Origin of the sequence: Pseudomonas sp. KCJK8993 (genome assembly GCF_046230915.1) — a bacterium.
Classification (GTDB): Bacteria; Pseudomonadota; Gammaproteobacteria; order Pseudomonadales; family Pseudomonadaceae; genus Aquipseudomonas; species Aquipseudomonas piscis.
In genome coordinates this window covers 1-10,525 of the sequence record NZ_JBJJLO010000167.1, presented here as the reverse complement: position 1 = coordinate 10,525, position 10,525 = coordinate 1, and the positions used below count along the sequence as shown (strand labels likewise).

The 10,525-nt window shown below is 66.4% G+C and carries 13 protein-coding genes; 9 read left to right on the top strand and 4 right to left on the bottom strand.

The window, feature by feature from the left end; translation table 11 throughout:
- From ACK6AU_RS30190 to ACK6AU_RS30155, 8 genes are all read left to right on the top strand, one after another.
- A partial coding sequence (locus tag ACK6AU_RS30190) for a thiamine pyrophosphate-binding protein (protein ID WP_409303321.1) occupies positions 1 to 531 on the top strand: 531 nt, incomplete at its 5' end.
- A complete protein-coding gene (locus ACK6AU_RS30185) occupies positions 528 to 863 on the top strand; it encodes a hypothetical protein (protein WP_185701025.1) in 336 nt (111 codons plus the stop codon). The genes ACK6AU_RS30190 and ACK6AU_RS30185, both read left to right, overlap by 4 nt.
- Entirely contained in the window at positions 860 to 1,432 is a 573-nt protein-coding gene (locus ACK6AU_RS30180; protein WP_185701024.1) for a DUF6162 family protein, read from the top strand. Before ACK6AU_RS30185 ends, ACK6AU_RS30180 begins: the two co-directional genes overlap by 4 nt.
- A gap of 35 nt (positions 1,433 to 1,467) precedes the next feature.
- Positions 1,468 to 2,397, top strand: a complete 930-nt coding sequence (locus ACK6AU_RS30175) for a metal ABC transporter substrate-binding protein (RefSeq protein WP_103324961.1) — start codon at positions 1,468 to 1,470, stop codon at positions 2,395 to 2,397.
- Positions 2,394 to 3,137: a metal ABC transporter ATP-binding protein gene (locus ACK6AU_RS30170; protein WP_185701022.1), complete on the top strand. Its 744-nt coding sequence runs from the start codon at positions 2,394 to 2,396 to the stop codon at positions 3,135 to 3,137. Before ACK6AU_RS30175 ends, ACK6AU_RS30170 begins: the two co-directional genes overlap by 4 nt.
- Positions 3,137 to 4,036 (top strand): metal ABC transporter permease, encoded by a 900-nt coding sequence (locus ACK6AU_RS30165; protein WP_185701021.1) that lies wholly within the window; start codon positions 3,137 to 3,139, stop codon positions 4,034 to 4,036. Before ACK6AU_RS30170 ends, ACK6AU_RS30165 begins: the two co-directional genes overlap by 1 nt.
- Entirely contained in the window at positions 4,037 to 4,993 is a 957-nt protein-coding gene (locus ACK6AU_RS30160) for a metal ABC transporter solute-binding protein, Zn/Mn family (protein WP_409303317.1), read from the top strand.
- Between the two features lie 243 nt (positions 4,994 to 5,236).
- Positions 5,237 to 6,061 carry a class I SAM-dependent methyltransferase gene (locus ACK6AU_RS30155; protein WP_409303315.1) on the top strand — a complete coding sequence of 275 codons (825 nt, stop codon included), beginning with the start codon at positions 5,237 to 5,239 and terminating at the stop codon, positions 6,059 to 6,061.
- 64 nt (positions 6,062 to 6,125) lie between these two features.
- Here the strand turns inward: ACK6AU_RS30155 and ACK6AU_RS30150 are convergent, their stop codons facing one another.
- From ACK6AU_RS30150 to ACK6AU_RS30135, 4 genes are all read right to left on the bottom strand, one after another.
- Positions 6,126 to 6,350: an MbtH family protein gene (locus tag ACK6AU_RS30150; RefSeq protein ID WP_022639965.1), complete on the bottom strand. Its 225-nt coding sequence runs from the start codon at positions 6,348 to 6,350 to the stop codon at positions 6,126 to 6,128.
- Between the two features lie 82 nt (positions 6,351 to 6,432).
- Positions 6,433 to 7,845 carry an aspartate aminotransferase family protein gene (locus tag ACK6AU_RS30145; protein WP_409303313.1) on the bottom strand — a complete coding sequence of 471 codons (1,413 nt, stop codon included), beginning with the start codon at positions 7,843 to 7,845 and terminating at the stop codon, positions 6,433 to 6,435.
- 170 nt (positions 7,846 to 8,015) lie between these two features.
- Positions 8,016 to 9,341, bottom strand: a complete 1,326-nt coding sequence (locus ACK6AU_RS30140; protein ID WP_409303311.1) for an ATP-binding protein — start codon at positions 9,339 to 9,341, stop codon at positions 8,016 to 8,018.
- Positions 9,342 to 10,019 carry a response regulator gene (locus ACK6AU_RS30135; protein ID WP_409303309.1) on the bottom strand — a complete coding sequence of 226 codons (678 nt, stop codon included), beginning with the start codon at positions 10,017 to 10,019 and terminating at the stop codon, positions 9,342 to 9,344.
- A 150-nt stretch (positions 10,020 to 10,169) separates the two neighbouring features.
- On the opposite strand from ACK6AU_RS30135, the gene ACK6AU_RS30130 reads away from it, so the two are divergent.
- The coding region (locus ACK6AU_RS30130; RefSeq protein ID WP_409303307.1) for a protein-disulfide reductase DsbD domain-containing protein at positions 10,170 to 10,525 on the top strand (356 nt) is incomplete at its 3' end.

The window sequence follows — 10,525 nt, the reverse complement described above, 5'->3', positions numbered from 1 at the left end:
CACACCGCCGCCCCTGATTCGCCCCTCGTCCGGTTCTGGCACAAGTGGCGCTTTCACCTGAATATCCTGCTGGTGCTCATTCCCCTGGGCTTCATGCCCAAGTACTTCGCCGATGCCGCGCTGTTTCGCGGTGATAGCGGCCTGGGCGAACGCGAGATCGGCGAAGTCCAGGTCGGTCCCTGGAGCCTGCGCCTGGCCGAGTTGCGCATCGAACCACCGCGCAGCGATGGTCCCGCCGGTTACTTGAAAAGCTTCAACGCCGCGCTGTGCCAGGCCTGCATCGAGCCGGTCAAGGCCACCTACCTGCGCATCGGCAAGCCTCGCAGCCTGCGGGCCGCCGGAGTGATCTTCTTCGGCAGCCCGTACCGCATGGGCGCCAGCCTGCCAATTCCGGAAAAGACCAAGGCCGACGCCGAACTGTGGATCACCATGGAAGGCTGGGACGGCAGCATGCACCAGACGGCCATTCCCCTGAGCCAGGCCTCGCCGGCCACCGTGGCCTGGCTCGAAAAACAAGGAGGCAAACCATGACTCGCGCATTCACCCGGCGCCTAGGCGCCGCAGCCCTGCTGCTCGCGGGCACGACATTCAGCCACAGCGCCCTGGCCCACAATCCGATGTGCGAGTGCAAGGCCATCGATGCCGAGCAGATCCGCTGCACTGGCGGCTTTTCCGACGGTAGCGGTGCCCCGGGCGTGACCCTGGACGTGATCGGCTACGACGAGACCATCCTGGTGCCCGGCAAGCTGGGCAACGACTCGACCCTGACCTTCAAGAAGCCCTCCAGCGAGTTCTACGTCCTGTTCGATGCCGGCCCCGGCCACGTCGTCGAGATCGACCAAGCGGATATCGAGGCCCCATGACCCCTGCCACCACCCAGGTCGTGCGCCCCGCCGGCGCCGGCCATGAAACCCTGTATGTCCTGCTGCTGTGCCTGCTGATCCTTTGCGCAGCCGCCAGCGTGGTGCTGTGGCACAGCGAGGCGGATACCCGCAACACCATCGCCGCCCATCAACTGGATGCCCGCCGCGACCTGAGCGCCGGCGAGCAAGGGATCTATGCCGACTTGCGGGTGACCCTCGACGAGATCCGCCTGCTGCAAACCGAAGGCCAGGCCCTGCCCAGTCCCGCGCAACTGGCCGAGGAAGGTTTCGCCCCCTTCGCCCAGGACGCCAGCTCGGTCAGCCGTGGCGGACATGCCTGGCAGGTACTGGACCAGGCCTACCTGGGGCTGAGCCAGAACCCACAGGTGGCCGGCTCCTTCCTCATGCGTATCGCCCCAGAGGATGACACCCAGGTGGATATCTGGCTCAACCGCAGCCCCTCGGCCAGCGTTCCCCATGACCTTGGCCAGCAACAGCTGATCGCCGCCGGCTGGCAGCAGGTGGTGGCGCAATTCGATGCCGGAGTGACCCGCCAGCACCGCCACTGAGCCCCTGCATTCCCCCGAGAGAAGAACACTAGCCCATGCCCATTTCATCTCCACGTCGTCCATTCTTGCAGGTGCTGCTGGTCAGCCTGCTGGCCCTCCTCCTCAGCCCCCTGGCCAGCGCCGATGGCGCCAAGCGCCTGCGCATCGGCATCACCCTGCACCCCTACTACAGCTATGTGGCCAACATCGTCGGTGACAAGGCCGACGTGGTGCCGCTGATCCCGGCCGGCTTCAACCCCCACGCCTACGAACCCCGCGCCGAGGACATCAAGCGCATCGGCACCCTGGACGTGATCGTGCTCAACGGCGTGGGCCACGACGACTTCGCCGACCGCATGATCGCCACCAGCGAGCGCCCGGACATCCCGGTGATCGAGGCCAACGAGAACGTACCGCTGCTGGCCGCCACCGGCATCGCCGCCCGCGGCGCCGGCAAGGTGGTCAACCCGCACACCTTCCTGTCCATCAGCGCATCCATCGCCCAGGTCAACAACATCGCCCGGGAGCTGGGCAAGATGGACCCGGCCAACGCCAAGACCTATACCCAGAACGCCCGCGCCTACGGCAAGCGCCTGCGGCAGATGCGCGCCGATGCCCTGGCCAAGCTGACCCAGGCACCCAACGCCGACCTGCGGGTGGCCACGGTGCATGCCGCCTACGACTACCTGCTGCGCGAATTCGGCCTGGAAGTCACCGCCGTGGTCGAGCCGGCCCACGGCATCGAGCCCAGCCCCAGCCAGTTGAAGAAGACCATCGATCAACTGCGCGAACTGGACGTCAAGGTGATCTTCTCGGAGATGGACTTCCCCTCCACCTACGTCGATACCATCCAGCGCGAATCCGGGGTCAAGCTCTACCCGCTCTCGCACATTTCCTACGGTGACTACAGCGCCGACAAGTACGAGAAGGAAATGAAGGGCAACCTCGATACCGTGGTCCGCGCCATCCAGGAGGCCGGAGCATGACCGCCATCGAGACCCTGCTGCGGGGCCCGGCCATCGAGTTCGACCAGGTCAGCCTGGTCCTGGGCCGCACCACCATCCTCGACCAGGTGACGTTCCAGGTGCAGCCCGGCAGCCTGCACGCCCTGGTCGGCCCCAACGGTGGCGGCAAGAGTTCACTGATCAAGACCCTGCTGGGACAGATGCCCCACCAGGGCCAGTTGCGCCTGCAGTGGCCGGACGCCCCGGGCACCATCGGCTATGTACCCCAGGCCCTGGAGTTCGATCGTGGCCTGCCGATGACCGTGGACGATTTCATGGCCGCCATGTGCCAGCGCCGGCCGGCGTTTCTCGGCCTGAGCCGGCATTACGCCAAGGCCATCGGCGAAGCCCTGGAGCAAGTCGGCATGCAGGACAAGCGCAAGCGGCGCATGGGCGCCCTGTCCGGCGGCGAGCGCCAACGGGTGCTGCTGGCCCAGGGCCTGATCCCGGCACCGCAACTGGTGGTGCTGGACGAACCCATGTCGGCCCTGGACGAAGCCGGGATCCAGGTCTTCGAGCGCTTGCTCCAGGACTGGCGCCAGCGCGGCATCACCCTGTTATGGATCGAGCACGACCTGGAAGCCGTGGGACGCCTGGCGGACCGGGTCACCGGTCTCAATCGCCGGGTGCTGTTCGACGGCCCGGCGCAGCAGACCCTGACGCCGGAGCGCCTGCTCAGCCTGTTTTCCACCCATCCACGAGCCGCCGGGAGCGTTGCCTGATGAGTTATGAAGCTTTCCGCCTGATGGTCCAGGGCTGGGCCTCTTCAGGCTACTTGCCGGAGGCCCTGGCCTACGGTTTCGTGGTCAACGCCCTGCTCGCCGGCCTGCTGATCGGCCCGGTGCTCGGAGGCCTGGGCACCCTGGTCGTGGTCAAGCGCTTCGCCTTCTTCTCCGAAGCCGTGGGCCACGCCGCCCTGACCGGAGTGGCCATCGGCATCCTCCTGGGCGAGCCCTACACCGGCCCCTACGGCAGCTTGTTCGGCTACTGCCTGTTGTTCGGCATCCTGCTCAACTACCTGCGCAATCGCACCGGCCTGGCCCCGGACACGCTGATCGGGGTCTTCCTCTCGGTGTCCCTGGCGCTGGGCGCCAGCCTGCTGCTGGTCCTGGCCGGCAAGATCAACGTGCATATCCTGGAAAACGTGCTGTTCGGCTCGGTGCTCACGGTCAATGGCGACGACCTGCTGGTGCTGCTGGTCGTCGGCGCCATGGTCCTGGGCCTGAGCCTGCCGCTGTACAACCGCATCATGCTGGCCAGCTTCAACCCACAGCTGGCGGCGGTGCGTGGCGTAGCGGTAAAGGCCCTGGACTACCTGTTCGTGATCCTGGTGACGCTGATCACCGTGGCCGCGGTGAAAGTCATCGGCGCGATCCTGGTCGGCGCCCTGCTGGTGATCCCGGCCGCCGCGGCGCGCCTGCTCAGCCAGTCGCTCAAGGGGTTCTTCTGGATCTCGGTGAGCATCGCCACCCTCTGCACCTTGTGCGGCATCCTGCTGCCGATCGTCTTCGACCTGCCGGTCCCCTCCGGCGCCGCGATCATCCTGGTGGCCGGCATCTGCTTCGCCCTGGCCGCCATCGCCCGCGGCACCGTCCCCAGCCTGAAAGGGAATATCGGATAAATGCACAGTTCATCACCTCATCTGTCACTGCCTCGCCTGACCCTGATCCTGGCCCTCGGCGGCCTGCTCCATGCCCCGGCTCTGTCGGCAGCGGACAATGTCCGCCAGGGCCAACCGGCCCCCGCCGCCACCCAACAGCCATTGACGGTGCTGGCCTCGCTGCCGGTGACCTTCGGCCTGGGGCAAATCCTGCTGCAAGGCACCGACGTCAAGCTCGAGCGGGCCGCCCCGGCCAACCTGCCGGGCTCGCGGCAGACCGCCTACTTCACCGGGCGCGGTGCCCCGGCCCTGGGCAAGCTGGCCCAGGGTGCCGACGCAGTGATCGGCCTGCGTTCGATCTGGCCGGACGACCCGCTGTATCCCAATGCCCGGCGCAGCAATATCCGCATCGTCGAAATCGATGCCGCACGCCCCGTGGATGGCGCCCTGCCCGGCGTCGCCCTGCAACCGGGCAAGAGCGACGGCCTGAACGCCCAGCCATGGTTGTCGAGCAATAACCTGGGGCGCATGGCCGACGTGCTGGCAGCCGACCTGGTGCGCCTGGCCCCCATGGCCAAACCTCGAATCGAGAGCAACCTGGCCAACTTGAAACAGCGCCTGCTCAAGCTCAGCGCCGACAGCGAGGCGCGCCTGGCCGAAGCCGACAACCTCAGCGTGCTGAGCCTGTCCGAGCATTTCGGCTACCTGGTCAGCGGCTTGAACCTGGAACTGGTGGCCGTGGATGCCCGGGCCGACGATCAATGGACGCCAGAGGCCCTCAAGGCGCTGCAAACCCAGCTCAAGGAGCACGACGTGGCGCTGGTCCTGCACCACCAGCAACCGTCGCAAGCGCTGAAGGCCGCCATCGACGCCGGCGGCAGCCAGTTGCTGGTGCTGGAAACCGATGGCGCCGATCCGGCCAGCGAGCTGGAGGGCAACCTGCAGAAGATCACCCAGGCCCTGGCCCCGCAAAGCTGAGCCTGTAACCGTTGCCGAAGCCGCAAACGGTCTGGGCGGCACCCCGTCGAAGGGAGGCCGCATTCTCAAGGCGCAGGAGGCTCGGCAGGCAATCGCCAGGCAAGTCCTGCGGACCTTTGCGCAGCCTCGCAAGCTCGGCAACGGCTACAAGTGGCGCGGCGGCGCTTACATATTTCCTCAAGATCGCGCTCATTTCCCGGTGCTAGTCTGCGCCTCGCCTAAACAGACGCCAGGAACAGCGCCATGAGCGATTACGTCAGCCTCAACAAGACCAACTGGGACGAGCGCGCCCCCCTGCATGCCGCCTCGCCGGACTATGGCGTGCAGCGCTTCATCGACGACCCGCAATACCTCTCCGACGTGGTGCGTTTCGACCTGCCGCTGCTGGGGGATATCCGTGGCCTGCGCGGCGTGCACCTGCAATGCCATATCGGCACCGACACCCTGTCCCTGGCTCGCCTGGGGGCACAGATGAGCGGCCTGGACTTCTCCCCCGCGTCTCTCGCCGAGGCCCGCACCCTGGCCCAGCGCTGCGACGCCGCCATCGACTACCACGAGTCGGATGTCTACAAGGCAGCCGAAGTGTTGCCGGCGGCCAGCTTCGACCTGGTCTACACCGGCATCGGCGCCCTGTGCTGGTTGCCGAGTATCGAGCAATGGGCCCGTACCGTGGGCGCCCTGCTCAAGCCCGGTGGCCGCCTGTTCATCCGCGAAGGGCACCCGATGCTCTGGGCGATCAACGAGGGTCACAGCGATTCGCTACGGGTGGAACTGCCCTACTTCGAACGCAGCGAACCCTTGGTCTGGGACGACAGCAGCACTTACGTGGAGACCGACAAGAAGCTGGAGGCCACGGTCACCCACGAATGGAACCATGGCCTGGGCGAAATCATCAGCGCACTGCTGGGCCAGGGCCTGGAAATCACCGGTTTGGTGGAGCACCAGAGCATTCCATGGGAAGCCTTGCCCGGGCAGATGGACGCCGACGAACACGGCGAATATCGACTCAAGCATGCGCCCTGGCGCCTGCCGCTGAGCTACACCCTGCAAGCCGTCAAGCGCGCTTGAGCCCCAGGCACGAAAAAGCCCGCTGGACCGAACGTCCAGCGGGCTTTTTCATGGCTGCGATGGCTTAGCCGGCAACCGCTTGCTGATCCATCTTCTGGCGCAGGCTCAAGGGACGCATGTCGGTCCAGACTTCCTCGATGTAGGCCAGGCAGTCTTTCTTGAAGCCGCTCTTGCCCACGGTGCGCCAGCCTTGTGGCACGGCCTTGTAGTCAGGCCAGATCGAATATTGCTCTTCATGGTTGACCACTACCTGGAACAGGATGTCGTCGCGGTCGAATACGGAAGTCATTGCTTGTCTCCATCACTGAATGAGTGTCGCCGCGCCCAGGCGCGGCGATGGTGTAGAAGTAACGAACCAGGGCCGCGAAAAATTAGAGGCCAGCCACGGCGGCGGCCACCGCCTTGCTGAAGATCTCCGCCACCTGGTCGATCTGCGCCGCGCTGATCACCAGCGGCGGCAGGAAGCGCACCACGCTGCCATGGCGCCCGCCCAGCTCCAGGATCAGCCCGCGCTTGAGGCATTCGCGCTGCACCAGCGGCGCCAGGCGTCGATGTTGCGGCGGATGCCCCAGGGCGTCCGGCGTACCTTGCGGGTCCACCAGTTCCACCCCCAGCATCAAGCCCCGGCCACGTACATCGCCCAGTTGCGGGTAGTCGCGCTGCAGGATCAGCAGGTGCTCGCGCAGGCGCTCGCCCATGGCCGCCGCGTGTTCGGTCACCCGGTGTTCCTTGAGATAGCGCATCACCGCGGAACCTGCGGCCATGGCCATCTGGTTGCCACGGAAGGTGCCGGCATGGGCGCCGGGCTGCCAGGTATCGAGCCAGTCGCGATAGACCATCACCGCCAGCGGCAAGCTGCCACCGATGGCCTTGGACAGCACCACCACGTCCGGGATGATCCCGGCATGCTCGAAGGCGAACATCTTGCCGGTGCGTCCGAAACCGCTCTGGATCTCGTCGACGATCAGCGCCACCCCGGCTTTCTCGGTGATACGACGCAGGCCGCGCAGCCATTCCAGGTCGGCCGGGATCACGCCCCCCTCGCCCTGTACCGTCTCGACGATCACCGCCGCGGGCAGGGCCACGCCGGCTTCCGGATCGCAGAGCAGGTTCTCCAGGTAGTTCAGGTTGGCCTTGACCCCGGCGGCGCCACCGAGCCCGAACGGGCAACGATAGTCATAGGGGAACGGCAGGAACTGCACGCCGTTGTTCAACAGCCCGGCCAACGCCCGCTTGGGCCCCAGGCTGCCCATCAGGCTCAGCGAGCCTTGGCTCATACCATGGTAGGCACCCTGGAACGACAGCACGGTGCTGCGCCCGGTGGCGGTCCGGGTCAGCTTCAGCGCTGCTTCCACCGCATCGGTGCCAGTGGGCCCACAGAACTGGATCTTGGCCTCGGCGGCCAGGGCCTCGGGCAACAGGCCGAACAGGTCCTGGACAAACTGGTCCTTGACCGGCGTGGTCAGGTCCAGGGTCAGCAGCGGCAGTTCATCGGCCAGTACCTGCTGGATCGCCGCGATCACCACCGGATGGTTGTGGCCCAGGGCCAAAGTCCCGGCACCGGCCAGGCAATCGATGAAGCGCCGCCCCTCGACATCCTCGACGTGGATACCGCTGGCGCGCTTGAGGGCCAGGGGGATGCGTCGCGGATAGCTGCGGGCATTGGACTCCTGGCGATTCTGGCGAGCCAGCAGGGGCGACTCGTCGAACTGGTAGAGCGTCTCGGCCACCGGGGCGGCATGCCCCACCGGCTGATCTTCCATAAGGCTGGTAACGGCTGACATCTGTGGAACCCTCACGCTGCAATTTGAGCAAAACGGCCACCGGCCGGATGCGCAGCCGAGAGGGGGTGCGCATTGACAGGTTTTCCTGTTCTGAAAACGCACCAGCAGCGTCGGGATTTACACCTTGGATCGGGGAAATTGCCCAAAGGCCCGTCCCGGGCCAGGGCGGCTCAAGCGGGCCGGGCAGGCAGGGTCAGTTCCACCCGCAGGCCATCGGGCTGGCTGTCGAAATGCAGTTCGCAGCCACAGCGCTGGACGATGGCCTGGACGATCGCCAGCCCCAGGCCGCAACCACTGCTTTGGCTATCACGCCAGAAGCGTTGGGTCAGGTGTTGCAGGTCTGCCTCGGGAATCCCCGGGCCGTGGTCCCGCACCTGGAAACGCACCCGGCCGGCGACCAGTTCCAGGTTCAGCTCCACCGGACATGCTTCGGGCGTATGGCGCAGGGCATTGTCCAGCAGGTTGCGCAAGGCGGCGATGGCCAGGGTCGAGGGCATATCCACCGCGGCGCCAGCCGCTGTCGGCTCCAGATTCAACTGGACCCGCTGGCGAGCGCCGACGACCGCGTCCTGGATCGCCAGGCGCGCCACCTGCTCCGCCGTGCACTGCACACCGTCATCGAACGACAGACTGCCCTCGACGCGAGCCAGCAACAACAGTTGCTCCAGGGTCCGATGCAGGCGATCGGCGCCCTCCTCGGCCCGGGCCAGTGCCTGGTCGTGGGCCGCGCCCTCGGTCATCCGCGCCACTTGCAGGTGGGTCTTGATCGCCGTCAGCGGGCTGCGCAGTTCATGGGCGGCATCGCCGGTCAGCCGCCGCTCGCGCTCGATAGTCCGGGCAATGCGCTGGAACAGCTGGTTCTGGGTTTCCAGCAGCGGGCGCAACTCGCTGGGCATGGGCTGGATCTGCAACGGCTCCAGGGAATCGGCGCTGCGGCGCATCAGGGCATCACGGATGCGGTTCAGCGGCGCCAGGCTCTGGCCGATGCCCAGCCACAACAGCCACAGGCAACCCAGCAGGGCCACCCCCACCGGCACCGAGGCCGCCAGCAGGATCGACAAATTCAGGGCCTCGCGCTCCACCTGGCGGTCGGCGGTGGTGATGCGCAGGTCGCCACGCACCAGGGTGAAGGTGCGCCAGGGCGCGTCGTCGATCATCTGGTCGTGGAACCCCAGCTTCTCGGCTTCCAGCGTGTGATCGGGGGTGCTGTGGCTGCGGGCCAGGATCTGTCCGCGCAAGGAGCTGACCTGGCACGCCATGCCGCCGGGGATGCTCAGGGCGGCACTGTCGATGTGATCGTGCGGGCCATGGGACGGCAATGCCGGCATCTGCTCCAAGAGGCCCGCGACCATCCGCGCCGAAGCCACCAGCCGTTGGTCCAGGGAAAACATCATCTGGTTGCGTAGATCACTGAGCATCCAGGCCGCGGCCAGGGTCCAGATCAGGATGAAGGCAGCGCCCAGGGTGATGCTCAGGCGCAGGCGCAGGCTCCTCACTTAGCGACTCTCCTCGCCATCCGCCGGCCCCAGGCGATAGCCCAGGCCCCGCACGGTCTCGACGATGCCATTGCCGAGCTTGCGCCGCAGGTGATGGATGTGCACGTTCAGAGCGTTGCTCTCCAGCTCATCGTTGAAGCCATAGACACTGTCCTTGAGCTGCTCGCTGGACAGCACCCGGCCGCGGTTGTGCAGCAGGGCCTGGAGTAGCGATTGCTCGCGCCGGGACAGGTCCACCGGCTGCCCGCCGAGCAGGGTTTCGCGGGTGCTGGGGTCGTAGGTCAGGCGTCCGTGCTCGATCAGGTTGACGCTGCGTCCCGCCGCCCGGCGCAACAGAGTGTGCAGGCGCGCCGCCAGTTCGCGCAGGTCGAAAGGCTTGAGCAGGTAGTCGTCGGCCCCGGCCTGCAGGCCGTCGACCCGGTCGGTCACCGCGTCCCGGGCGGTGAGGATCAGCACCGGGATCTCCAGGCCCTGTTGGCGCTGTTGCTTGAGCAGTTTCAGGCCATCTTCATCCGGCAAGCCAAGATCCAGTACCATCACGTCGAAATCGGCCACGCCGAGCATGGCCCGCGCCGCCGAAGCGGTGGCCACATGCTCGACCGTCAGGCCCTGGGCCGAGAGGCCGGCGACGATCCCGCTGGCGATCAGCTCATCATCTTCACAGACAAGTACGTGCATGGTCGGTCCTGTACAAAGGCGTTGATTAAGCAAGCAGCGGATTAAGCGGACATTATGCCCGCCCGCTCCGGGCCACAAGGCGCGGTTTAATCATCGGTTAATCAGGGCCGGCCATTGTGCTCGCAACTTGCACCGGTTTAAGGCTTGACCATGCGTCGATTGTTCATCCTGTTGTTCATGCTGTTCACCACCCTGGCGCAAGCCGGCAACAATCCGTTCGAGGTCAAGCCCGACTTCCTGCCGGTGGGCCAGGCGTTCGTATTCAGCTCCGAGCGCCTGCCCTCGGGCGAGACCCAGCTGTTCTGGCAGATCGCCGACGGCTACTACCTGTACCAGAAACGCCTGAAGTTCGACGGCCTGCCGCCCGAGCAGCAGCCGAGCCTGCCGGCGGGCGAAGCCCATAGCGACGAATTCTTCGGCGACCAGACCGTGTACCGCCAGGGCCCGGAGGTGAAGCTCCCCGCCACCGCCACGGGCAAGGGCAAGCTGGGCGGGCAAGGCTGCGC

Coding starts and splice junctions, on each gene's coding strand:
- ACK6AU_RS30185 (WP_185701025.1), top strand. CDS start 528: ATGACTCGCGCATTCACCCGGCGCCTAGGCGCCGCAGCCCTGCTGCTC.
- ACK6AU_RS30180 (WP_185701024.1), top strand. CDS start 860: ATGACCCCTGCCACCACCCAGGTCGTGCGCCCCGCCGGCGCCGGCCAT.
- ACK6AU_RS30175 (WP_103324961.1), top strand. CDS start 1,468: ATGCCCATTTCATCTCCACGTCGTCCATTCTTGCAGGTGCTGCTGGTC.
- ACK6AU_RS30170 (WP_185701022.1), top strand. CDS start 2,394: ATGACCGCCATCGAGACCCTGCTGCGGGGCCCGGCCATCGAGTTCGAC.
- ACK6AU_RS30165 (WP_185701021.1), top strand. CDS start 3,137: ATGAGTTATGAAGCTTTCCGCCTGATGGTCCAGGGCTGGGCCTCTTCA.
- ACK6AU_RS30160 (WP_409303317.1), top strand. CDS start 4,037: ATGCACAGTTCATCACCTCATCTGTCACTGCCTCGCCTGACCCTGATC.
- ACK6AU_RS30155 (WP_409303315.1), top strand. CDS start 5,237: ATGAGCGATTACGTCAGCCTCAACAAGACCAACTGGGACGAGCGCGCC.
- ACK6AU_RS30150 (WP_022639965.1), bottom strand. CDS start 6,350: ATGACTTCCGTATTCGACCGCGACGACATCCTGTTCCAGGTAGTGGTC.
- ACK6AU_RS30145 (WP_409303313.1), bottom strand. CDS start 7,845: ATGTCAGCCGTTACCAGCCTTATGGAAGATCAGCCGGTGGGGCATGCC.
- ACK6AU_RS30135 (WP_409303309.1), bottom strand. CDS start 10,019: ATGCACGTACTTGTCTGTGAAGATGATGAGCTGATCGCCAGCGGGATC.